We start from the raw sequence: 22,665 nt of genomic DNA on the forward strand, positions 1-22,665 counted from the left end.
CATGCGCAAACACCACGTGAGCATCGGCTTGTCCATGCCGCAGCTGATTGCCGGCGCGGTGCGGACCCTGGCCATCGCCAACGGCACGATCACCGCGTTGCTGATCTACGTCACTTACCGGAGTGGCTGGCAAATCCCAGTGACGTTCTTCGTCCTGGGCTTGAGCGTACACGCGCTGCTAGCGTGGCTGACAAGCCGAGACCCGTGGTGGAACCAGATTCTGAACCTTTACAACCAGTACGGCGACCTTTACGAATCACTCCCTTGGCACGGGAAATCACACCCGGTCTTCCGTCGCCCCTATGGCTTTGACAGCGACCTGCCATGCTGAAACTCAAGCGACGCCCCCTGGCCGAGATTGCCCCGTGGCTCACCTCGATCACGCCCGAACTCATCCTGAACAAGGATGGCTCGTTGCTCGCAACCTACGAATTCCGTGGCGTAGATGCGGACAGCGCTGACGCAAGCGATATCACCTCCGCCCGTGAGCAGCTCGACCAAGCCTGCCGCTCGTTCGACAACCGCATCACTGCATGGTGGCGCCTCTCACACCGGCGAACTAAAGACTACGTCGACGGCGAGTTCAGCAATGGTACCGACGCGCGTCTCAACGCCCTGAATCAGGCGCACATGACAACCGGGCGCTATTTCCGGAACGCGCACTCACTGAGCATTGCCTATACGCCCGAGACCGGTGTGGCCAAATTCTTCGAAAAGATTGGCTACCACATGACGGTCGGTGGCAAGAAGGTCTATGGCGCCATTATCGAAGCTGCCAAGGACACCGTGCTGTCCCGCAGCGCCTTTGCATTCGACATGGAGCAAATTCGATCCGACACACGTCGCTTCGAAGCCATGCTGGATGCTTTCACTGGCGGTATTCCGCGCATCAAGCCAACGCGCCTCGCCATGCAGGAAAGCTACGAGGCACTTCACCAGATTGCGAACCCCAGCGTGCCCAAGCGGCGCATCCGCTTTCCGGTCACGTTGCTGGACACCCATCTGAGCGAGTCCGAGATTACCGTAGGCGCGGAGCGCCTGCTGTTCGAATCTGCCCACGGCAAGCGCTATGCAGCGATTGTGGCTGTGAAGGAATGGATGAGCTTCCAGGAAGCCGCTCTCGACAGCCTCCTGCAGGTGGACGCGGAATTGGATATCTGCATCATGTTCCGCTTCCTCGATACCGCGCGGGCCACGGCCTATATCGAGAAGGTGCGCCGTTTCTACAAGATGGCGGCCGTCAACCTCCGCTCCATGGTCAAGCAGTACGTCGCCAAGGAGGAAAACGAGAATGACGAGGGACGCGAGGAGCTCGCCAAGGAAGCTGGCAAGGCGCTGAAGCGCCTGACGGCAGAAGGCGTCCAGCACGGTTTCGCCAACATCTCCATCGTTATCTACGCCGACACGGAATCGGAACTCGAGGATTCCGTTAGCGAAGTGGTGGGCACGCTGACGAACGCTGGCTTCGGTGCGATCCGCGAGAAAACCAATTTGATGCCGGCGTGGAACAGCACGCTTCCCGGTCGTTGGGATAAGCAACGCCGTCTGCAGTTCGTGGAAACGCCAGCGGTATCCGATATCGCACCCGTTCGCTCGGTCCTGGAAGGGCCGGTCCGTAACGCATGGCTGTCGGAGAAGACTGGTACGGAGGTGCCGCCGCTCACTTGCCTTCCAACGCGCCATCGCACTCCACAGCGCGTCGACATGCACCAACCGGGTGGCAACGGCCACCTCTTTGTCATTGGCCCGATTGGCGCCGGGAAATCGGTATTCCTCAATTTCCTGGTGTCGCAAGCAGATCGGCACGGTGCGCGCCGAATTCGCTTCGACAAGGATCGCTCCACGCGCATTCCGACCTTGCTGAGCGGCGGGGCGTTCATTGACGTGACTGGTAAGTTCCAGGCCAGCACGCCGGTGAATCCGCTCTCGCTGCTCTCCGATTCGAGAAGCTTTACCTATGTCACCGAATGGCTGACCCTCGCTATCGAGGATGACACCTTTACGCTTTCGCCGCAGCAAAAGCAGGACATCTTTGAAGCGGTGAGGTTGGTCGCAACCTACTCGCCAGATCGCTGGACACTCAGTTCGCTGTCCACGCTGCTTCATGCCGATCTGCGCGAGCGCCTGCAGATTTGGCTTGTAGGTGGTCAGTATGGCCACTTCTTCGATCACGTCGAGGATGCCTTCGCCGTGAGCGACAACCTCTGCATCGAGTGCGGAGAACTGTTCCAGAAGTTCCCTCGCGCCGCCGCGCTCTTCACGGACTATGCGTTCTACCGCATCAGCCAATCGATGGACGGCATCCGCTACACCGTGATCGAGGTGGAGGAATGCGGCTTCTTCTTCCAGAACGAGCGCTTCTATAAGCGCTTTGAGGACTGGATCACCACGATTCGGAAGCTCAACGGCTCCATTTGGGCGGCTACGCAATCCTTGCGACAAATCGCTCGTGTGGCGAACTTCGAGATCCTCAAAGAGAACATCGCCAACTGGATCTATCTGCCGAACAGCCAGGCCAAGACGACCCCTGAGCTCTATGGGGAGAAGTTTGGCTTGACCAACGACCAGATCCAGATGATCTCCGACTCGGTGCCGAACCGCGACTACCTCTGGATTACCAACACACAGACCCGGATGCTTCAGACCGCATTCAACGACGAGATGGTTGCGATGTTGCGTTCCGACGGCGTCGCCCAGTCAATTTGTGACAACCACCATGCGTCGGGCGAGCCCGATTGGCAGGATCGCTACGTGCGCGAAATGCTCGCGCGCGCAGCCTAACCTTAAGGAGAAGAAGAAATGAAAAAGTGGATCGCCAACATCGCCGTCGCCGCATCGGTCTCGGTCGCATCGACTGCCCACGCCGCCCTGCCCGTCACTGACTGGGTGGGCCTCGTGCAAACCACCATCTCGGCTCTGCAGTCGATCAAGTCCGAAGTGTACGAGAACACCAACATCGTCTATCAGTACCAGATGATGGCCAACCAGTTGTTGCAGGCCACCGGTCTCGACCCCGAGGCGATCATGGAGCAATTCAACAGCATCAAGGACGAGATCGGCAAGTACGAGGTGTACGGCACAACGCTGAAGGATCTCTATGGGACGGTGCAGGACAACGCCGACTACCTGAAGAAAATCCAGGGGATGGTCGTGTCTTCCGGCAAGACCAAGGAACAGTGGTTTGAAGACCAGCGTACGCTGCTGACCAACGGCGACAAGACCGCGAAGGCGCTCTTCAGTCTGGGCGAGCAGATCTTCAGCAACACCCAGTCCATCGCTAAGCGCCGCCAAAAGATCCAGTCGCAAATCAAGCTGTCCCCGACTGCGCAGGCTGCCGCTCAGACGACGAACCAGATGCTTGACGTGCTGGCCAGCCAAAACTCCGACCTGCTCCAGTTGATGAGTGTGAAGGCGCAGTCCGATGCGGCAAAGGCCCAGCAAGAGAACAGCGATGCGTCTGAGAAGGCGGAAGCCCTGCGGGCGATCAAGAAAAGTCAGGACGATGAGGTCCAGTTGCTGCGCTCGCGTGTGTACAACCAACCGATTCGGGCACAGTGACCAACATCATGAGCGTTGCTTTTGTCCGTCGAATGCTCGTGCTGATTGCAGCGACTTTCCTCATCCATGCGGGCTCCGTCGTGGCACAGACGCCGCCCAGTACGGATACATCCAAGCAAGACGCAGCGCTCGCCGCGCTGGTCATGCCCCAGCCCGGAAGCATCGGCGAAGCCTTCAGCAATTTTCTCAAAAAGTTTGGTGATTTCACGCCAAATCTGATTACCGGGGCGACCGCACTCAGTACAACAGTTCGCCCCGAGGCAGACAAGATCGCATTCGGGCTAGCTGTAATCACTCTAACTTTTGCGGCGCTCAGGTTTGCCGGCACAAGCGATCCCACCTCCGCCTGGAACGACCTCTTAGAGACAATTCTGGTAATCGGAATTTTCGCGGCACTCTACAGCGGCTACACGCAGTTCGGTCCGGGCATTTACAACTGGTTCTCGCAACTCTCAACGAAGATATCGGGCACCAATACGACGAATCCTGTGATCGTCCTCGCTTCGATCGGTGGTAGTTTCATAGATTCGTTCCTAAAGGCGTTGAGCGCGGCTTCCTGGTATCAGATACTTGGAGTCGCATTTAGCGGCCTATTGCTCGCCGTCGCCTTCACCCTCTGCGAGATTGCCGCGCTCGTCTACACGTTCTTCATCAGTCTCGGGATGATCCAGGTAGCAATCGGGATTGTCATCGGGCCCATCGCCGTCGCGCTGGGCTTTCACGACTATAGCCGGCGATTCTTTAACTCGTGGCTCGATTTCATGATCGGCGGGTCGATGTACGTCGTGGTCGCTGCAATCATGGGCAAGCTCGTCATCTCCTCGTTTGCCGCATCTATCAGCGATATCAATGCTGTAGGTACAAACTCGTCTGCAAGCGCAGCGCAAGCCATCGGTTACGCCCTCCTCATGATCTTTGTTGCATTCGAGATTCCGAAGATCGCCGGCGCCATCTTTGGCTCTGGCGGTGGCATAAGCGGTGGCGGCGCCATGCGTGTTGGCCTGAAAGCGGCCGGCGGTCTGGGCAAGTTCTTCGGGGGCAAAAAATGATCCATCGCTCCCAACCTCCGGCCGAATTGCTGTCCGCTCACGCGAGTCGCGTTTCCCTGATTCGCCAGTACGCCAACGAATCCAGTCGATCGGTTTTCGATGTCAAATGGCTAGACGTGCTCGCTCGTTGCGCAACGTGGTTCTCCAGTATGCCACTACGGCCAACGGAGCACGCGGAGCCGGGCGGCGCCTTTCGGGCAACGATCGAGGCGGCTTACTTCGCCATGCGCCTATCGGGCGCACAAAAGTTTGCCGCCGATCAACCATCGGAGCGTCGGCGGCAGCTGGAGCCACAGTATCTCTACGCACTGTTCTTGGCGGCGTGCTGCTCGCGTCTGGACGAGCCTTGCCGGCACTTTCAGTTTCATCGTGACTCGGACGGGTCGGAATGGATTCCCGCTGCGCACGGTGCTTTCGGCCCTTGGCTCGACACCAGCACGTATCGCGTCTCGCGACGCGAGGCTCCCATGCCGCTGGAGCGCATGCGTACTGCACTCCTCGCCCGCGAGATCCTGGGGGCTGAGCGGTTGAGTGCGTTCGACACCCAGGTACTCACCGACTTGTTTGGTGCCATCAATCCGGACCCAAGACCTACGGGCGTTGAATCGTTGTTGCACAAGGTAGTTCGCCAGTCCATCGAGACCTTGACCAGCTTCGAGGTAAAGGCCCGAAGGGCCGAATTCCCTCCGGATGCAACGCCAGTTCCGGCGGCAGAATTGCTTGCCAATGCCGGGAATGCAACTGGGACCGCGCCCGCCAACGCCACCGGCACGCAAGCTCCGCCAGCGACCCCCGCTAGCGTTACCGCTTCTACGGCGCCTGTTGAGCTCCCAGCGCCGCCGCCTTCCGCTGACGCATCCGCACCGGCCGCGGATGCTGGTGAGCCAGCATCGCGCAACGTGCTGCAGCTCGATGGTGGGAAATCACTTCGGAAGGACGCGCCGTCCGAGGATCCTTTCAAGGCGCTGGCGGGCACGTCCAATTTGATGCGCGAATTTTTTAAGGCGCTCTCTCAGGACGTTGCGGCTGGCAAGGCAAAGGTCACTCGCATCGACGGAAAAGTGGCGATTAGCAAGCGAATGCTAAGCAACTATGGCCTCGCTTCGGACACGTTGGTCGAGCATCTGCGTAAGGGCAAGCACCTTTACAAGACTGACGGTCAGAACATCTTGTTGGTGGATGAGGTGGGCAATCTTATCGCTCCGGGCAGCGCGACATGAACAGTTACATCAATCATTTTCGGCCAATCTTCGAGTTCCGCGCGGCGGTTGGGTGGACACTTGCCGCGATACTGGTCCTGGTAAGCGGCATGCCGAACGCAGGTTACTTTTTCCTGCTTTGCCTCGTATTCCTGCTGGTCAGATCTACGCAGATCTGGCGAGCGCTCAAGTTCCGGCTTGCGATCTCCACGAAGTGGTTGACTGTCGAGAAGATCGACTCGCTACTTGCCCAGAGCAAAAAGCTGCGTTCCAGCGACAAGGACGAGGACGCGATGTATCTCGGGACCGGCTATGAGTGGACGCAGAAACACTGCCAGCTCGCACACGACATACTGCGCATGCCTTCGACAGACATTCCCGGTCTCCCCAAGTGGATCCCCAAGGAAACCGTGCGGGCCATCGAGAAGGCTTTCGCGCCAGGGAGCAGCATCGCCGACCGCTCGCCCCAAGGCAAGCCGTGGATCGCCGGGCTGGAATCAACGAAGCAGGCCATTCCGTTTCATTACAAGGCAATGGGCGGTCATACGTCCATCAGCGGCACCACCGGCTCTGGGAAAACGCGTACGTTCGAACTCATCTCGACGCAGGTGATTCACAATCCCAACGACGTGTTGATTGTGATCGATCCCAAGAACGACCCCGATTGGGTTGTTCGATGCCGGCGCGAGTGTGAACGCACGGGACGCAAGTTCCTATATTGGAAACAGGCGGCGCCATCACAGTCCATTCGGCTCAATCCATTGGAGAACTGGTCGCAGCCGTCGGAAATTCCGACGCGTATTGCCCAGCTCATGGAGGAAGGCCCATTCCGCCAGTTTGCGTTCCTTTTCATTGATCGCTCGGTCAAGGGGGAACTGTACGTGGGTGACAAGCCAAACTTGCGTTCGATCCTACAGTACGCGCAAAACGGCATTAACAACCTGCTTGAGCGCGCCCTGCAGCGGTTTTTCCCCGAGGCGGGAAAGCCGGACTGGGATGAAGAGGTTGCTGGCTATATGCAGCAGGTCGGACAAAAGGGCGGCACACGGCTTGATGCGATGGTCAGGATGTATATCGAGCGCTTCGCAAACGTCGGCAACGGACACGAATCCATCGACGGCCTCATCTCGACGTTTCAGCACGACCGGGACCACTACGGCCGGATCATCGCCTCAGCCCTCCCCCTTCTGCAGATGCTGGCCACCGGTGAGACCGGCCTGATGCTGGCACCGAAAGCAGACGACTTTGACGATGACCGCGAGATTTGGGACATCGACAAGGTCATCAAGCAGAAGGCGGTGCTTTACGTCGGCGCAGATTCCCTGTCCAACTCGATGGTGGCCCAGGCCGTCATGTCGATGCTACTGGCCGACATCGCATCCGTCGCCGGCGCCATCTACAACTTTTATGCGAAGCCGCCGGAGATCGTTCTGGTCGTCGATGAGGCTGCCGAAGCGGTGAACGAGCAACTGGTGCAACTGTTGAACAAGGGCCGCGGTGCCGGATTCAAGGCGTTCATCGCATACCAGACCCGCTCCGACTTCACGGCAAAGCTTGGAAACGTGGCCAAAATGCAGCAGGTATTGGGCAATCTGAACAACCAGATCGTCTTACGATTGGAAGACATCGACACCGCTCAATGGTTTGCTGAGAAGGCCGGTACAACGGCTATCCGCAATCTCGTGGTGTCCAGCAGTACAAGCACCGGCACCGAGGCCCACGTGGGCGAGTTCAGCGGTTCCGTCTCACGCTCGGCGCAGCTGGAAAAGGTGCCTCTGATCCCGCATGACCTGGTCATGCAATTGCCCAACCTTCAGTACTTCCTCCGAATCTCCGGTGGCGCTGTCTACCAGGGTCGCATCCCCATTATTCAGGACTAACCATCCATGCGTAGCAGCCTGTTCCGCGAAGTTATCAAGCAACACCATCTTTCGGCGAAGCTTTCGCCTGTGTTCACCCTTTCCCCGGACCTCGATGTGATCTGTACTCGCGTGGTTGACTATGTCGGCGCCAATTTCCGGTTGCGAGAAGAACCTCTAATCAAGGAAATGCTGACCGATGGAATTGAAGCATGGCGCGCTGCGCGCAAGCACGGCGACCCCAGCGTGGCGTTCATGAAGGGGCTCTTTGCCCGGGCGCACGACCTCTACAACAAGCGCTACGCTGCCTTCAAGGGCGAGAAGTACAACGTCTGGTATCCGTTTCACGAGTCGATTCCTGCCTTCGAGCAGCGGCAGCCAGAGGGTTACGTGTGCCAGGTGGTCGACGAACCGGTGCCAGGCGAAATCTCCCAGCGCTGCGCGGCATTTCAACTGGCCGCCCGCGTACTCAATGGTTACGAATTCTCCCGCTACTTCGAGAGCTACGATGTCGCTGGCAACTTTGCACACTGACGCGCGCCGCGTCGCCGTCCTGATCCGCCTGGCCCCCGCACGCATCGCCGCGCGCCTTTTCGGTATCGACACTGCTGTAGCGGTAGCCATGCATGATTGGCTGACAGCCGGCACCGCTGACAAGGGAGATGTGCCGCCTGCCTTCACTGGCGGAGCGGCGTCCGCCTGCTTTGCCCTTGTGAAGATTTCAGTTGAGAAGCCGGCTCTATTCTGGGCGGCGCTCGTTTCGATTCCGAGTTTCCCTGTTCTTTTGGCGCTGAGGTGGGTCTAAAACATGGCAGGTAGCAGATTCGCATCTCACGTTCGCCTCTGGCTCATTGTGTCACCGCTGATGATCTGTACGGTGGCACCGTTCATTCAGGACCAGTCGGCGTTCGAAATCAGCCAGGCTGAACAGGGATCCGCCGAGAAGGTGCTGGGAAAGGACAAGGCTGACAACGCCGTGTCTCGCGCGAACGTGCGCTTCCACAAATGGTTCATCGAGACCGGCGCTGTGAAGGCGTCGTTCTCCGGATCGGATACGTCAACGGATTTTTCGGACGGTGGCGCCTCCGCCTTCGGCCGCAACTGGATGCAGCACTTCTGGCTGACGATCTATCGCGGCTTGTACCGGGCTTGCGTTGCCTATCACTGGCTGTTCGGTGCAATCGTCTTCTTCGTCGCCGTATTTAACGACGGCTCGGTGTCACGGAAGATCCGCGCCGCCAGTGCCGGCTTTGCCAACCCCGTTTCGTTCCACGTTGCGGCGCATGGGCTGATGCTCTGCTTCGGCCTAGGTGCTTCCGCTTTACTGCTTCCCTTTTCCTTGCTCGCCAACTGGTGGACGTACGTCATCTGCCTAGTGGGCCTGCTCTGCTGGCGCCTCGCGGCGTCATTTCACGTCGGAAAATAGTCCGGCCGCTTACTGACTACCAGGGCTCATTTTGTGCCCGCTACGGAGAAATTCATGACCACGACCGACCTCACCCCCAACGAAGACATCACCGTGGATCCGGCGGCATCCACGGCTTCGCCCGCCCATCCAACCACGCTCGGCGCCATGGATAGTAGCGGAGACGTCGAGCACGAACTCAACGAGATGGAGGCCTCCGCCGATGCGCTGCGTAATGAAGGCCTGATCTCCACGGCCGACCACGAGCAGCGCAAGGCGGAGGTCGAGCGGACGCGGAAGCTTTTCCGCGAGCTCCAGCCTGAGCAGCGTCAGGCAATCATCCGCCGGCGTCGTGAGCTTGGCATGCAAATCCTCGATCGGGAACTCGCCGGCGCCGCAGTTGTTCCGATCGCGCTGAAGTTGAACCACACTCGACTGCGACCGCTGTTCGAACAATGGTGGCCGTACATGAACCGCATGTCGCTGAATCTGCAGCGCTTCGGTCAAAGCACCTTCACGCGCTCGGAGTTGAGCACGTTGGAGACGTATCTGGAACGTGAACTGGCCAAGCTCGAAGATTACGTCGAGGAGCAGCTTCGCGTTGCCAAGGCCTACCGCGAACAGAAAGAGAAGGAGATGCGCGACAACAGCGATATCGTCTTCGTCCCGACGATCCAACGCCCTTCCCTGTCGCTCGAAGTCCAGGCGTACTCGCGTTTCGCTGTGCGGGCACTGCAGGTGCTTATCAAGTTTGACCAGACCATGGATCAGTTCGACTTCATGGTGTGGAACGGCATTCGCGACCAGAGCGACGTCAATGATGAGGTCACCCGATTCTTGCGCAAATTCCAGCCCCTCGGCCTGCGCAGCTACACGACGCACCTGAAGCTTATGACAACGGTGCGAGGGATCTGATTGCCATCAGTACGGTGGCATCAACTTGGGCGCAATCGGTCGTGGTTGCCCGTGGTGCCACCATGTGCCACTTAAAGTTAATGGAACTCCCCTACGCATAGTCCTAGAACGTGGCACCTAGTCCCTGATGCTGCCATCAAGTGCAATTGTCCGGGAAAACTTCGGGGACTTGATGGCACTCTCTCCCTCTTGAAGGCACCAAGTCCCACCATGCCCGATCGCTGGTATCCACGTTTGGCCGTCGCTTCCACCGCCTCCTGTTTATGACACTCGTTGAAGCAATCGAAAAGCTGAATCCGTCGCAACGCGAAGTGGTGGAGTGCCGTGGCCATTGCGTCGCGGTTGCTGTACCTGGTGCCGGGAAGACTGCGACGATTGCCGCGAAAGCCGCCTTGTTATTGAGTGACCCGAACATGACGGTCGGTGCCGTTACCTTCAGCAAGGATGCCGCGGTCGAGCTACGCGACCGGATACTGGCTTTGGCGGGGCCATCTGCCAAAAGGCGTCTAATCGCAGGCACCTTCCATTCCTTGGCCTACAAGCAACTTTCGTCGGCAGCTGGCAAGAGGCCTGACATTGCGACTGATGGTGAGCGCACCGCGATTCTGACGCATGTCATACAGGAGTCGAGCACGGAATGGAAGCTCGAGGATGCCATAGCCGCGATTGAACGCATCAAGTCTGAGCTAGGCGATCCGTTGCTTGAGACGCCGGAAGGCCAACTGTTCGTCGCCTATCAAGAAGCGCTGCAGAGAAATGGCCGGGTCGATTTTCACGACCTACTTCGATACGCAGTAGACGGCATGAAGCGAGGCACAATTGCTCCCTACAACATCGACGCTTTATTACTCGACGAATATCAGGATGTGGACCCGCATCAGGCTCTATGGACCGCGCTGCATGCGAGAACTGGTGCCATTACGACTCTCGTTGCCGACGACGACCAGGCAATCTACGGCTTTCGTTCTGCGCTCGGGCTAAGGGGCATGGAAGCCTTCGCTAGAGAGTTCGATGCCCGACAGATTGTCCTGGGGGTTAACTATCGCTCGCATTCTGAGATTTTGTCTGTTGCCGACAAGGTCATTCGGAACAACCGCGAGCGAATCGTAAAGGAGCTTGTATCCAACCGTGGCGCCGGCGGTACTGTGGACTTCGCACGGTACGACGACGAGTACAAAGAAGCCATTTCGGCGATAGAAGCAATGGCGGCGGCAGTGCGTGCTGGAAAGACTGCTGCGATCCTAGCCCGTACAAATCGCATTCTCGATCCAGTCGAGGCTGTTTGCCGATCACATGGGGTGAAGTACCACCGCGCGGCAGGACGCTCGATCCTGGATCGCCCCGAATCGGCCTTGATGGGCAACTTACTTGAATTGATCCAGGGAACGAGAACCAGCGGCTTAGACGCGATTCTTGGCTTCGCTGGCGTGGGTGCCGCTGATCTCCAAACTTTGTATCGCAAGTTCTCCGGTGCAAAGGAATGCGAAAAGATCAAGAAGAAGGATCTCTTGGACGCGGGACTCGGTGACGATGCCGTCGAGAAGTATTTGGAGCTGGCGAAGAAGATCTGTGAATGGCGATCGCTTTGCAATCGCCAGTTCCATGCGCTCGTACTCGACGGGGTAAGCGAGTGGATGCTGCGCTGGGTAAAATCGGATCAGGGTAAGCGCTCGATCACTACGACCTACGATGTGCTGACCAGGTTGAACGGCACTTTCGTGGATCGATTGGAGTTCCTGCGTCGTCGCAACAACGAACCAGCTGAAGATGCCGTCGTGCTCACAACCTTCCATTCAAGCAAAGGGCTCGAATGGGATCACACAGCTCTCATCCGGCTTGAAGAAACGGTCATCCCCGACGAAGGCAGTCCGGAGGCAGAGGAGCGGCGACTGTTTTACGTGGCACTCACCCGCGCCCGACGAGTCATGCTCCTTTCCACCGCGAAAAAGCATCCAACTTCAAGATTTGTCATCGAATCTGGCCTGGCGTAGCTAAAGATTCGCGTCGACGTACCGTCAGAGCTTGACTCCAATCTGCGACCGCTAGTCTGGTCCTGTCTGCAACAAAATATAGCTGAGAAATGAAACACCTACCTCGTGCCCATCAGCGGGAAGCGATCCAAGACGTGGTCGGCGGATTTCAATCCCACGACCGCGGTCAACTCATCATGGCTTGCGGAACAGGAAAGACTCTGACAGCTTTGTGGGTCGCGGAGGCGATGAAGGTGAGGCTCACGGTGGTATTCCTCCCATCTATCTCGCTTTTGCTGCAGTACGCGTTATCCTGGCGGGACAACCATTCGATGGCGGACTACCACGCCCTCTGCGTTTGTTCGGACACCTCTCTCTCACGTGGTTCTGTCGATGACCTCGGAGTCGCAAGCCTTAGCGATAGCGGGTTCGCGGTGACCACAGATTCCGGCGACATCGAATGCTTCATGCGAGGCGACGGAAGTCGTGTGGTCTTCTGCACCTATCAATCCGCCTGCGTGATTGCAGCGACACAGACAGAGAGCGACGTACCGACCTTTGATCTCGCTATATGCGACGAGGCGCACCGTTGCGCGGGTGACATCAGCTCGCCCTTCGCGATCGTGCTCGATGGGAAGAGGATTCGTGCCGACCGGAGACTGTTCGCAACGGCAACACCGAAGGACATGAACGCCCGGCGCAAGAGCAGTCCCAACTTCATCGGCATGGATAACGAAGCCGTCTTCGGCCCTCGCTTTCACACCCTTCCGTTCCGCAAAGCCATCGATCTTGGATTGCTTTGTGATTATCAAGTTGTGGTGGTTCTCTCCGACAACGAGGAACTAAGAACGATAGCCAAGCACGTTGGTGATACAAAACGTGACAGAATGCGCGTCGTGGAAGCCGGACTGGTAGGCGTCGTCAAGGCGATAGACACTTTCAGTCTAAAGAAAGTGATCACGTTCCATCACACTTTGAATAACGCTTCGAACTTCCAGCAGGACCTGGCAACTGTCGCCCAAGCCATGCGATCGGCTGGCAAGACGAAGGCTAGCTTCACTGCGTCCTTCATCTCTGGAGACATGAGTGCTGCAAGACGTCGGGACATTCTTGCCAAATTCGGTTCGGCCGCGGGTGAACAACATCACGTGATGACGAACGCACGGTGCCTGACTGAAGGCATCGACGTGCCCAGCGTCGACGGTGTTGTCTTCGTCGACCCGCGAACCAGTGAGGTCGACATTGCACAGGCTCTCGGTCGCGCGCTGCGAATGAGTCCCGGTAAGACGATTGGCACTGTCGTTCTGCCAATCCTGCTCGGCAAAGGCGAATCGATAGAAGAAGTGGTCCAAAGCACCGACTTCCGCTCAATCTGGCGGGTTCTAAGCGCACTTCGCTCACACGATGAGGAGTTCGCCGCTTCACTCAACATCAGTCGATCCATAACGATCTCTGGCGGAACAAGCAGTGGCGGTGACCCTTTGTCTAAGGTGTACTTCATTGGCAGTGAAGCGGTCCAGGAAATCTCCGACGTGCTTCGACCAGTGGTCGTCGACGAGCTGTCCGATAAGTGGGAAGCTGCCTTCGAACTAGCGCGCCAACGTGCCGAACGGCTCGGGTCTTGCAACGCGATGCTTGACGAGACCTGGCCACCCGAGGATCCAAACGGCTTCCGACTTGGGGTGTGGCTCAAAATGCAGAGAGACGCCAAGAGCGGAAACGATTCTTGGATGTCACCCGAGCGGATTCGGAAGCTGGAATCGATCGGCATGGTATGGGATCTAGTGGAAGCCCGATGGCATGCATCCTGTGACGCTGTCCTGGCATGGATAAGATCGAATGGGACGGCCTCCGTCCCACGCAAGACCATGTACAGCCGTGAGGGGTGGACTACGGACCTATACGACTGGTCCGTCAAACAGCGGCGTCGCTATAAGCGAGGCGAACTCGCACCCGAGAAGGTCGAAAAGCTAACAAGGGGCGGCTTCTCTTGGGATCCGATGAGCGAGAAGTTCGAGCGAGGCTTCGCAGCGGCGTCAGAATTCTTTCGCGAGCATGGACACTGCAATGCGCCGACACCCACAATCATGCCCGACGGATTCAAGCTGTCTGCATGGATAGTGACGCAGCGGTTAAATAAAGCGCAGGGCACTTTGACCTCGGAGAGGATTAAGCGCCTGGAAGGTATCGGTATCCAGTGGAATAGATATTCTTCCCAATGGGATAGTTCATTCTCCATCCTTGAGCAATGGATCTCACAACACGGTCACGCCAATGTTCCGGCGAGAGCCGTTTGGTGTCCAGGCACTGCAGACGAGTTCAAGCTGGGGATGTGGCTAGGAGTGCAACGGAAGCTGCAAGCGAAAGACCAACTGTCTCGTGAGCGGGCAGTCCGTCTGCAAGCGGCGGGGGTCCAGTGGAACGGCGTTTTGGTTCGTCACGATGGAAACTGGGACTGTGCTCTACAGAGGCTCAAAGAATTCATGCGACGTTTCGGAAGCCTACCGCCGGCAGACTACGCTTGCGGCGATGGCATGCTGTTGGGCAGCTGGCTAAAGAAACAGCGCGGAGAATGGCGGAGAGGCGTACTGAAACCAAATCGGGTTGACGCTCTCGCCGCTCTTGGCATTGCTCCAAAGTTGAAAGATTGTCGAATGCCTCAGGCCGGTCCAGTCGCCGAAATTCCGTCGGCCGCTCGGGAGTCCGGCCCGATGTTCTCGATACCAACCCGCTTACACCGCGTGGTCGCCGCTCCGTCAATCAGTGCTCACGGCCCGTTCATCGCTGCCTGGCAGGGAAAACGCAACAGAGGCCGGTTGTCGAGAAAAGACATTTCTTTTGCCGAATAGCTGACTTGAAAGGTATCGCCCCCCTCTGCGAGGCTACCGTCAGGATTCGGATTGAGTCGTGCTCACTTACGCCGAATTTGCCCGCTAAGGCAGCTGCGGGCAACTCGCGCGCGGGGTACCAGTTCTGCCGCTAAGGATTTTGACACGCGCCATGGTTTCCTCGGTCGCCAATGGGCCAACAAGTATTTCAGCCTCGAGCAAAGCGTCAGGATTCAGACTGAGGTCGATGTAAAGGCGATCAGGTACTGCGGTCAGAAAATTGATGCCGGACCGGCTCCAAGCCCTCCGCCCTGCAAGATATGCGGCGATGTCTCCGTTAAAAGGTTCAGGATGGGCAGGGGTAGCCAGTAGAACATACCGGTACTCCTCCTGGAACGCCCACACGTCTGACTTGTAGAACGCAAGCTCGTTGCCCTCCCCTTTGAACGTCATCTCGCCGGCCGGACCCACCTCAAAGAGATGACTCGTCGCAGCGCCCACATCTTTGACGTACTTCACTTTCTGCCCGAAGGTGTGCCTCATATTCAATGTCGGCGAGATGAATATGCCGGGGCCTAGCATCTCTTCGAGGCTAAACGGCGCGTCCAGGTGATTCACGAAGAAGTGTTCATGCCACCGGAAATTATGGTGATGCCAAACGAACGGGCCTTCAGGAAGCGAAAGGCGAACTCCCCGCTTCCGGATGAGAGGTCGAGTCGACCGACCCTAGGACAGTTCGAGCGAAGGGGCCTGCAGAGAGAGCGATTCGCCTCGCCTCAGGCAGCGATTTGCTTCGTGCGGCTTCTAGTCACGTAGACGAGATCGTTTTTGAGCTCGAACGAGTCGATGATGCCGCATTCCTTGAGCTTGTTCAGGGCGGCCTTCAGTCGCATGCGGAAGCCAGCAAGCGACTTTTCCTTCGTACCACTCAGTTCCTTGTACTTTTCGACCGACAGCGGTATAGGTTCGCGGTGAGTGGACAAAAAACTGTGGAGCCAAAGCGCTAACGGAGATCGCTGACCAATTTTCTTTCGGTCGGCCCACTCCATCAGCGTGAAAGAATCCTGAGTGAAGAGACCAGCGATCTTCGGCTCAAGCCACACCTTCCATTTACTAAGCGATACGCCGTTCGAATCACGCCACTCAAACGATCGCACCAGAGACCCAGCGTAGCCGGCCTTTCCTCCATCGGCGAGCACTTTGACCTGGTTAGCCGAGAGCCGGTCAAAACACTCTTGCAGGTGTTTGTACTCTTGCCCGTTGATGGTCCAGCCGACCTCTTTTAGGAAACTGTACGCCGTGAACTCAACGGGGTCGTCTTTTGAGAGAGGTCGCTGACGAGCCAGGTGGAATATCGTGAGTAGGACGCTCATATCATCTTGGCGCAATTCCTCGCCCTTGTAGATGATGTCGATGTTGGCCAGAGTTGTGACCTTCGTGCCCTTGTAATACTCCCGGTTGTTGTCCTTGGTAGCCGTAAAGAGCGCACCGCGAGCAAGCGGGTTCGGCAGAGCGCGTTTGCTTTCGTGCCAAGACGGCAGCTCGAGGGGGATTTGTGTGTTGATGACGCCGCGGGCCTTGCGCAAGGCTGCAGAAGAAAGAAGCTTCTCAGTGGCGTTCAAAAGGTCTTGGTTCTTGGATACGCGGCTTCCAGCGGCTTGCGCGCGACCACGTCCGCGTCCGGAAGACGGTTCACCTTCAGACTCGGGGACGAGTTGGAATTCTTCCTCTGGTTGTGAACGCGGATTCATATCCTCTCCTTGACTCGGTGCATTATGGGGTGGCGTATACGTGTGTCAAGGCGGCTCTATTGGTGATTCACCAATGATCCTTGATAGTTCGCCTATGGTTTTGAAAATATTTGTCAAAAAGAGGCGTTGTGTTGGCGCAGGCTTTCCCTTTGCGGAAGCGTATACGGATTAGTAAACCGATTACAACCCTGATTAGGGAACAGGTTAAGCCGATGTTTTTAAAGGAAAATTTCCTGTGGATAATTGGCGATCTGCTATTGGTAGTTCGCGTATACAACCGTTAGTCATTCGGCTGTGTTGCTAATAGCGAATCGGCGATTTGCTATTGATAATTCGGCGATTCACCATGGCATGTGCATTCGGGGCCGCAAGATATCCACATTGCCAAGCGGCAGGCGACTCGCGGGGCTCTTTACGTGCGTTTCGCTTCTGTAGACGCAACGGCATCAGTCAGCATAACGTGAGTAATCACTTTCGCTGCGACCGCTTTGTAGGCTAGCAAGAGCAACTGACAGCCGCTCGTCCCATTGCTCAACTATCAAAAGAGGGGTCAAAACAGCGAGCTTTCGGGCAGCGGCTCCCTGGACGCAGTAGGTGGAAGGCATATAGATGCAGAATAAAGCACAATTCGGCATGTCGTGGCGCGGGTCTATTGATAGTTCAGCTACGAGCGCCCTGTTGAAGTTGATAGTTCAGCGATGTACGCCGCTATGGGCGTCGCGACCATTCAGGGTGAGCTAGTTCGGTTGATAGTTCGCCAATGAGGGGCCCGAAAACTGTTGATAGTTCACCGATGGCCGGGATGGCGCTTCCGCCGCCCCGCCCTATTCAACTTCCCGCTTTGTGTCTTAGCTGGTAGCTACTAAGTAGCTCAACCACGCTTGAACTTCTCTTCCAAGATCTGGACAGCACGTTCCAGGAGAGCACCGGCAGGCAGGTTCAGTTCATCAGCCAGTCTGTTGAAGCGCGCCACGGTGTCTGCCGTAGCCTTGATGTTGAGCTGCTGATTGCGGCCTGTCGTGAAGCGTCGCTGCTTGCGAGGGGCTGCGGCGGCCGCGGCCTCGACTTTCGCTGCGTCGCGGCTGAGAAAGCCGTTGTCCTTGGCGACTTGGGCAATGGATTCACGATTGACGCGCGGCTTGTCGTCACCGGTTCGTGGTGCGAAGTCCTCGATGGACAGATCCAGGGGATTAGCGCGGCTCATTGGGCCACCTCACTTTCCGATTGTTGCTTTGACTCCTTGAGTCGTTGAATCACCTCGGCAGCCAGGGCTTCAATATTCTCAAGCGCCTTGTCGACGTTTGACACTTCGGACCTGCTCAAACCGCTAAGAGTTTGGCGATAGGAGAACATGGCCTTGAATGCCGCACGCTCGTTGAGCTCTACATTGAAGACTGGGATGTTGGCTTCCGCGAAAGTCTTGCGGATGTGCGAAGTGTCCCGGCTTTGGATAGCCACGGAAGTACGGGTGAACAAGACCGCGTAAGGGAGCCTATAGTCCGGCTTGTGCTTCTGAATGCCACGCTCATGGGCCCGGATAAGCCTGAACGCCCTTCCGGCTTGTTCGGCGTCTAACTGTGAGCCCTGCGTCGGGACAACGACGAAATCGGCCTCGCTGATTGCGTGAGCGACGATCGTTGCTGCGGTGCCTTCCAAGTCAACAAAGACGAAGGTCGATTCCCGAGCAGCTTCGTCGATCCGGTCTGCGATGTCCTCTTCCGTAACATCCGAGACGATCCGCATCGTCTTAGGGGCTGCTCCGCCCTTCTCCCAGGTTTGGATGGGTCTATTCGGATCGGCATCGATGAGAGTGACCGTGGCGCCCTTCTCAGCTACGGTCGTGGCGAGCGCCAGACAGCTGGTGGTTTTCCCGGCGCCACCCTTCGGAGAGACAAACGCGATAACCGGCATAAACGCTCCTAGGCAAGATAGCTGGTAGCTACCCGATAGATGTTAGCTACTCGATACCTTAATGGTATCCGGCGTGCAGTATAGCCGATAGCTAACACGATAGCGAGTTGAAATCTGTGAGCTAGCTAGTAGCTACCGAGTATCGATGACGGTAATGAAAGATACCGAACGGCTACTTTGAGGAAACCGTGAAGCTACCAGAACGGTAGCCATTTAGTCGGGTGGGCGGCCCAAGTTAAACGGGCTGTGTCCATATTTTGGTAGCGAAGCGATACCAAAGAGATACCCACAGCTAGTTGTCTCGGCCATAAGAGCAATGGCAGTAGCTGGTAGCTACCTGGAAGCGATCAGATACTGCCGGCGCGGAATCTGCGAACAGGTTTCCATGATGCAATGAGCGTAGCTGGTAGCTATCGGATATCAGGGAAAGCGCGCGAGTAGGGTGGGTTGTGCCGGGAACCCCCAGCCGGGAACGCGCGGCGCGGTATCTGGTAGCCACCGGGAAGAGATCGGGCAAACACGGTTCGGCAGGCTTCCACGGATGCAGCTAGTAGCTGGTAGCTATCGGAAAGCTATCAGGAAAAGTAGGCGAGCGGGGTGTATGCTCAATTGAGGTCGCGGAGCCCCAGCCAGAAACATGTAGCGCGATATCTGGTAGCTACCCGGAAGCTATAAGCGCCGTGACTTCGCGCGGTGCCGCTGCGACACCCTTGCCAGCGATGCAATGAGAGTAGCTGGGAGCTATCGGAAAGCTATCAGGAAAAGGGGGCGGGCGGGGCGCAGTGTTTCGCTGGGAGCTTCGCCCCCCAGCCAGAAACGCACGGCGCGGAACCTTGTGGCTACCTGGAAGCTATCGGATAGAGATCCGGAGGCTCGCAGAGCCGTTAACATGGGGGCACTAGAACAGGGGCTATCTGGTAGCTACCGGCTAATGAAGTGAGAAGGTTCGGGATCTTTGGCCCCGGCGTACAACGTAGAATATGGTCCGACTCAATATCTTGTCATTACGTTAAATAGTCTCGCACATGCAAATGACGCGCTCGCAGTTCCGCAGAATTTTGTCAGCCGGGGCCGTCGTAGCGGTCCTCGCTGCACCGGCTGCCGAAGCAATGGAAGGGGCGCAATTTCGCGACCTCATCGACCAAGCCAAAACTGACTCCGGCACCCAAGCTTTGCTCGACATCTATCTGGAAAGCCTTGTCGAAGGGATGAATACGGTGAACTTTGCAACGGCGCCGACAGGACGAACCGGAGTAGCCTACTGCCCACCCAGCAGCTTTCCGCTGCGCAAGGAAAATGCGCGCGATCTGATACTGCGCTCGCCGAGCTACATCGATGGCTCGGCCGACAAGACTCCCGTTTCTCTGGTCTTGCTCATCGCGCTAAGGCGCACCTTTCCCTGCAGGCCTTAAATGGCGAGGCAACGGAGCGCCCGCTGCACCGAGCAGGGCGATTTTGCGCATCACAATGCATTGGAAATTATTTATCGGGGAGAGGCATGAAGCGAGACATGGATCTGGTACGCGACTTGGTGCTCAGGCTCGAAAGCCTACCGATGGAGCGTGGTGACATCTTTAACATCGGGCCAGACGATGAAGAGGTAAGTTCGAAAATTACACGGTCGACCAGGTGGACTACCACATGAGACTGATTTGGGAGGCCGGCTTCGTCGAAGACGCCGGCGCCGGAGGCATGGACAGCTACGGATTCGAACGCCTGAGCTGGGCCGGACACGATTTTGCTGACTCGGTTCGTGACAGCGCGATATGGAAGAAGACCAAGTCCGGCGCTCTGGCCGCCGGCGGTTTCACAATGCGATTGCTCGTGGATCTGGCCAAAGGCTACGCAAAGAAGCAAATCGAGGAAAAGACCGGCATCCAGCTGTAGCCTCACCCACGGGCGCATCAACCCCCGTTTTTCGTGTTAGGTCCACCGATCCGGCCAATGCCGCCGCCTCCGCTTGCGCCGCTTCCGCTTGCGCCGCCGGAGCCGCTGTTGTGAACCTCATTTCGAAGTTTATCCTGCGTTTCCTTGTCCTTTTTCCGTTGTTTTTCCGAGTCTTTCTTGTCGGCCTCCTGCATTCTTTCGAAGAAGAAGAGCTGGAGCTCCGCTATGGATGGCATTACCAAATTGCATATTGCTAGGTCCATTTTCTGCTCAGGCGATTCCGGGGCAGCTTTAAGTGCCTCTGCTTTCGCCTTGAAATAGGCGTCCACTGCATCGATCTTCGCTTCGCTCAGGTCGTACCGTATGTCGACGCCCGCCGACGTCAAGATGCCCCAAAATCCGGCCTTTACGGTGCCCTCGACTCGCCACGACACTTGTGTGTCCAACACTTCGAACAGCTTCGCGAGAGGCCTATTTGGAAACTGACCGCTGTCAGCATCTTGCCAGTCCATCGCTATAAAACGCCGCTTCGAAGGATCCACCGTGTTAGCAAATGCGAGCGCTTCGCTTGCAACCTCCCATCCAAGATCTCCGAAAGCGCTCTTTAGCGACTCCCGCACCTCCGTGAGCGGCACGACAAACGACCTGGTCATCTGCACATCGATTATTGCGCTAGGCACTCCTGCGTCATCTGACCTCACATGGAACTTCCAACGATCAGTCATGGATGTCTCCTAAAGTGCAGCCGCCGGCTCTACATTGCGACGGGGCAGTGACGTGCAGGGTAGGCCATAGAACTCGCAGTCGTACGAACCTATGTGCGTTACCGAACGTAGGTTCGCCTCCAGACCACCGAGCGGACAGGTTTTTGATACAGAGACACTATGCACCCGCGAGCGGAGCGGGGAGGGCGTTCGCAAGCGTCAGGCGTGTAATTTATATACTGAATGTTCTCGGAACAGTCCGACGCCGCTTGCAACGCTTGATTTCATGAACTTCATGAACTATCATCGAGCCAGATGAAAGAGTTCGGAAACCATGACCAACTACAAGTCGGCACTGTCGCATAGCGTTGCCCGCACCTCTGTCGCGCTACCCGAGCCCGCGCGGCGCGACTTTGCGGACAAGCTGCTCGACCGCGTCCTGCAGCTGGCGGGCAACGAAGCCAGTAGCCAGCACCTGACGGTGGCGCTGCTCGACCGCTTGATCCTTGGGGCTGCCGAGGCGCTCTCCGATGACACCACGGGAAGGGCGCAGGAAAGGCAGGATCCCTTGCAAGCCGCGCGCGACCGGGGGCGCCAGTACGCCCTGGCCGAGCTGCAGCGTTCGGAAAACCTCTCCTTGCGGGACGCCTCCACCTACGCCGGGCGGTCCGATCGCGCGATCAACGAGGCGCGCCTGAGCGGGCAGTTGTACGCGCTGGTGCCGCCCGGCAAGCAGCGGGGGCTGCGCTATCCGCAATGGCAGTTCGACGCGGAGGCTTCCCGACTGGCCGCTGTGCTGGCACCCTTTATCGAAGCCAGCGCCAGCGGCTGGATCGTGCACAATTTTATGCAGCGCCCGCTGGATGCGCTGGGCGGCGAGCGGCCGATGGACTGGGTGCTGGACGTCGCGCGACCCGTCGAAACGGTGGTCGAAGCGGCGAAGGCCAGGTTTGCCGGCGAGCAGGGGGCTGCCTGATGACGCTGCTGACGGCGGAGGCGCTGGGTTGCCCGGTGCCTCCTCCGGATCTGGCTGACCGCGTCATGCCCGTGAAGGAGCTGCATTGTCGATCGACCCCTGTCTGGAGAATCCATCGGGCCGTCTACGGGCCCATTCACTACAACCGGCGTTCGGCCGGCGGCCAGCCCTACCGCTTTGATGCGCCCCATGATGAATTCGGCGTGCTGTATGCCTCGCCGAGCTTCGGCGCCTGCATGGCCGAAGCGGTCATCCGGGACCGCTTTCACGGAAAACCGCTGCCCTTGCTGCTGGACGAGGAGGAACTCGCGCAACGCTGCGTGAGTCGCCTGGACGTTGCGGGCAGCCGTCGCCTGAGACTGGCTGACCTGACCCGGCCGCACGTGCACCTCGGCATGGACAACCGCATTTTCTCGACCGCCGACTACCGCGGTCCGAACCTGTGGAGCGCGGCGATCCGGGACGCGTTCCCGGACCTCGACGGCCTCTACTTCACGTCGCGCTTCGCCAACGAGCCCAGCGTGGCGGTCTTCGACCGGGTGCGCCTCGTGCCGCGCGGCACGCCGATCCCCTTGCTCGATTTTCCGTTGTTGGCGGACTTCCTGGACGCCTACGGGATCGGCTTGGCGCCGGGCGGCGACTGCTGGGGATGA

General features: G+C 57.8%; 21 protein-coding genes. 16 read left to right on the forward strand and 5 right to left on the reverse strand.

Annotation, left to right across the window (positions count from 1 at the left end):
- Position 1: 1 nt before the first annotated feature.
- The 12 genes from D9X30_RS08240 (at position 2) to D9X30_RS08295 (ending at position 14,804) form a co-directional block, all read left to right on the forward strand.
- A complete protein-coding gene (locus D9X30_RS08240; RefSeq protein WP_008645668.1) occupies positions 2-331 on the forward strand; it encodes a conjugal transfer protein in 330 nt (109 codons plus the stop codon).
- Entirely contained in the window at positions 325-2,781 is a 2,457-nt protein-coding gene (locus D9X30_RS08245; RefSeq protein WP_153949961.1) for a VirB4 family type IV secretion system protein, read from the forward strand. Before D9X30_RS08240 ends, D9X30_RS08245 begins: the two co-directional genes overlap by 7 nt.
- A gap of 18 nt (positions 2,782-2,799) precedes the next feature.
- Positions 2,800-3,558: a conjugal transfer protein TrbJ gene (locus tag D9X30_RS08250; protein WP_153949960.1), complete on the forward strand. Its 759-nt coding sequence runs from the start codon at positions 2,800-2,802 to the stop codon at positions 3,556-3,558.
- Complete coding sequence (locus D9X30_RS08255) at positions 3,555-4,607, forward strand: type IV secretion system protein (protein ID WP_249640913.1); 1,053 nt, start codon at positions 3,555-3,557, stop codon at positions 4,605-4,607. The genes D9X30_RS08250 and D9X30_RS08255 overlap by 4 nt, the downstream gene beginning before the upstream one ends.
- Positions 4,604-5,827, forward strand: a complete 1,224-nt coding sequence (locus D9X30_RS08260; RefSeq protein ID WP_153949959.1) for a TraI domain-containing protein — start codon at positions 4,604-4,606, stop codon at positions 5,825-5,827. Before D9X30_RS08255 ends, D9X30_RS08260 begins: the two co-directional genes overlap by 4 nt.
- Entirely contained in the window at positions 5,824-7,686 is a 1,863-nt protein-coding gene (gene traD / locus D9X30_RS08265; RefSeq protein WP_153949958.1) for a conjugative transfer system coupling protein TraD, read from the forward strand. The genes D9X30_RS08260 and traD overlap by 4 nt, the downstream gene beginning before the upstream one ends.
- Before the next feature lie 6 nt (positions 7,687-7,692).
- Complete coding sequence (locus tag D9X30_RS08270) at positions 7,693-8,199, forward strand: hypothetical protein (RefSeq protein WP_153949957.1); 507 nt, start codon at positions 7,693-7,695, stop codon at positions 8,197-8,199.
- A complete protein-coding gene (locus D9X30_RS08275) occupies positions 8,174-8,470 on the forward strand; it encodes a hypothetical protein (RefSeq protein ID WP_153949956.1) in 297 nt (98 codons plus the stop codon). Before D9X30_RS08270 ends, D9X30_RS08275 begins: the two co-directional genes overlap by 26 nt.
- A 3-nt stretch (positions 8,471-8,473) precedes the next feature.
- A complete protein-coding gene (locus tag D9X30_RS08280; RefSeq protein ID WP_153949955.1) occupies positions 8,474-9,091 on the forward strand; it encodes a DUF4400 domain-containing protein in 618 nt (205 codons plus the stop codon).
- Between the two features lie 54 nt (positions 9,092-9,145).
- Positions 9,146-9,985: an ATPase gene (locus D9X30_RS08285; protein ID WP_153949954.1), complete on the forward strand. Its 840-nt coding sequence runs from the start codon at positions 9,146-9,148 to the stop codon at positions 9,983-9,985.
- 263 nt (positions 9,986-10,248) lie between these two features.
- Entirely contained in the window at positions 10,249-11,976 is a 1,728-nt protein-coding gene (locus D9X30_RS08290) for an ATP-dependent helicase (protein ID WP_153949953.1), read from the forward strand.
- An 89-nt stretch (positions 11,977-12,065) separates the two neighbouring features.
- A complete protein-coding gene (locus tag D9X30_RS08295) occupies positions 12,066-14,804 on the forward strand; it encodes a DEAD/DEAH box helicase (RefSeq protein WP_153949952.1) in 2,739 nt (912 codons plus the stop codon).
- A gap of 84 nt (positions 14,805-14,888) precedes the next feature.
- Here the strand turns inward: D9X30_RS08295 and D9X30_RS08300 are convergent, their stop codons facing one another.
- The 4 genes from D9X30_RS08300 to D9X30_RS08315 all read right to left on the reverse strand — a co-directional run bounded on the left by D9X30_RS08300 (position 14,889) and on the right by D9X30_RS08315 (position 18,445).
- Complete coding sequence (locus D9X30_RS08300; RefSeq protein WP_153949951.1) at positions 14,889-15,401, reverse strand: hypothetical protein; 513 nt, start codon at positions 15,399-15,401, stop codon at positions 14,889-14,891.
- 158 nt (positions 15,402-15,559) lie between these two features.
- Positions 15,560-16,534: a plasmid replication initiator TrfA gene (gene trfA, locus D9X30_RS08305; protein WP_153949950.1), complete on the reverse strand. Its 975-nt coding sequence runs from the start codon at positions 16,532-16,534 to the stop codon at positions 15,560-15,562.
- An 871-nt stretch (positions 16,535-17,405) separates the two neighbouring features.
- On the reverse strand, positions 17,406-17,738 hold the full coding sequence (locus D9X30_RS08310) for a hypothetical protein (protein WP_061959944.1): 333 nt from the start codon (positions 17,736-17,738) through the stop codon (positions 17,406-17,408).
- Entirely contained in the window at positions 17,735-18,445 is a 711-nt protein-coding gene (locus D9X30_RS08315; protein ID WP_061959943.1) for a nucleotide-binding protein, read from the reverse strand. Before D9X30_RS08315 ends, D9X30_RS08310 begins: the two co-directional genes overlap by 4 nt.
- A 1,031-nt stretch (positions 18,446-19,476) precedes the next feature.
- On the opposite strand from D9X30_RS08315, the gene D9X30_RS08320 reads away from it, so the two are divergent.
- Positions 19,477-19,857, forward strand: coding sequence for a hypothetical protein (locus tag D9X30_RS08320; RefSeq protein WP_153949949.1), 381 nt, complete (start codon positions 19,477-19,479; stop codon positions 19,855-19,857).
- A 229-nt stretch (positions 19,858-20,086) separates the two neighbouring features.
- The gene (locus D9X30_RS08325; RefSeq protein ID WP_228771096.1) at positions 20,087-20,332 is read left to right on the forward strand and encodes a DUF2513 domain-containing protein; all 246 of its coding nucleotides are present in this window, start codon (positions 20,087-20,089) and stop codon (positions 20,330-20,332) included.
- 17 nt (positions 20,333-20,349) lie between these two features.
- Here the strand turns inward: D9X30_RS08325 and D9X30_RS08330 are convergent, their stop codons facing one another.
- Positions 20,350-21,057 (reverse strand): hypothetical protein, encoded by a 708-nt coding sequence (locus D9X30_RS08330; RefSeq protein ID WP_153949948.1) that lies wholly within the window; start codon positions 21,055-21,057, stop codon positions 20,350-20,352.
- Positions 21,058-21,370: 313 nt separating this feature from the next.
- Here D9X30_RS08330 and D9X30_RS08335 point away from each other — a divergent pair, with 313 nt between their 5' ends.
- Entirely contained in the window at positions 21,371-22,012 is a 642-nt protein-coding gene (locus D9X30_RS08335) for a hypothetical protein (protein WP_194946605.1), read from the forward strand.
- Positions 22,012-22,665 (forward strand): RES domain-containing protein, encoded by a 654-nt coding sequence (locus tag D9X30_RS08340; protein WP_153949947.1) that lies wholly within the window; start codon positions 22,012-22,014, stop codon positions 22,663-22,665. The genes D9X30_RS08335 and D9X30_RS08340 overlap by 1 nt, the downstream gene beginning before the upstream one ends.

The organism is Cupriavidus sp. U2, from assembly GCF_009663685.2.
Classification (GTDB): Bacteria; Pseudomonadota; Gammaproteobacteria; order Burkholderiales; family Burkholderiaceae; genus Cupriavidus; species Cupriavidus necator_C.

Coding starts and splice junctions, on each gene's coding strand:
- D9X30_RS08275 (WP_153949956.1), top strand. CDS start 8,174: ATGTCGCTGGCAACTTTGCACACTGACGCGCGCCGCGTCGCCGTCCTG.
- D9X30_RS08335 (WP_194946605.1), top strand. CDS start 21,371: ATGACCAACTACAAGTCGGCACTGTCGCATAGCGTTGCCCGCACCTCT.
- D9X30_RS08325 (WP_228771096.1), top strand. CDS start 20,087: ATGAGACTGATTTGGGAGGCCGGCTTCGTCGAAGACGCCGGCGCCGGA.
- D9X30_RS08240 (WP_008645668.1), top strand. CDS start 2: ATGCGCAAACACCACGTGAGCATCGGCTTGTCCATGCCGCAGCTGATT.
- D9X30_RS08340 (WP_153949947.1), top strand. CDS start 22,012: ATGACGCTGCTGACGGCGGAGGCGCTGGGTTGCCCGGTGCCTCCTCCG.
- D9X30_RS08295 (WP_153949952.1), top strand. CDS start 12,066: ATGAAACACCTACCTCGTGCCCATCAGCGGGAAGCGATCCAAGACGTG.
- D9X30_RS08290 (WP_153949953.1), top strand. CDS start 10,249: ATGACACTCGTTGAAGCAATCGAAAAGCTGAATCCGTCGCAACGCGAA.
- traD (WP_153949958.1), top strand. CDS start 5,824: ATGAACAGTTACATCAATCATTTTCGGCCAATCTTCGAGTTCCGCGCG.
- D9X30_RS08280 (WP_153949955.1), top strand. CDS start 8,474: ATGGCAGGTAGCAGATTCGCATCTCACGTTCGCCTCTGGCTCATTGTG.
- D9X30_RS08245 (WP_153949961.1), top strand. CDS start 325: ATGCTGAAACTCAAGCGACGCCCCCTGGCCGAGATTGCCCCGTGGCTC.
- D9X30_RS08315 (WP_061959943.1), bottom strand. CDS start 18,445: ATGCCGGTTATCGCGTTTGTCTCTCCGAAGGGTGGCGCCGGGAAAACC.
- D9X30_RS08250 (WP_153949960.1), top strand. CDS start 2,800: ATGAAAAAGTGGATCGCCAACATCGCCGTCGCCGCATCGGTCTCGGTC.
- D9X30_RS08330 (WP_153949948.1), bottom strand. CDS start 21,057: ATGACTGATCGTTGGAAGTTCCATGTGAGGTCAGATGACGCAGGAGTG.
- trfA (WP_153949950.1), bottom strand. CDS start 16,534: ATGAATCCGCGTTCACAACCAGAGGAAGAATTCCAACTCGTCCCCGAG.
- D9X30_RS08260 (WP_153949959.1), top strand. CDS start 4,604: ATGATCCATCGCTCCCAACCTCCGGCCGAATTGCTGTCCGCTCACGCG.
- D9X30_RS08285 (WP_153949954.1), top strand. CDS start 9,146: ATGACCACGACCGACCTCACCCCCAACGAAGACATCACCGTGGATCCG.
- D9X30_RS08270 (WP_153949957.1), top strand. CDS start 7,693: ATGCGTAGCAGCCTGTTCCGCGAAGTTATCAAGCAACACCATCTTTCG.
- D9X30_RS08310 (WP_061959944.1), bottom strand. CDS start 17,738: ATGAGCCGCGCTAATCCCCTGGATCTGTCCATCGAGGACTTCGCACCA.
- D9X30_RS08320 (WP_153949949.1), top strand. CDS start 19,477: ATGACGCGCTCGCAGTTCCGCAGAATTTTGTCAGCCGGGGCCGTCGTA.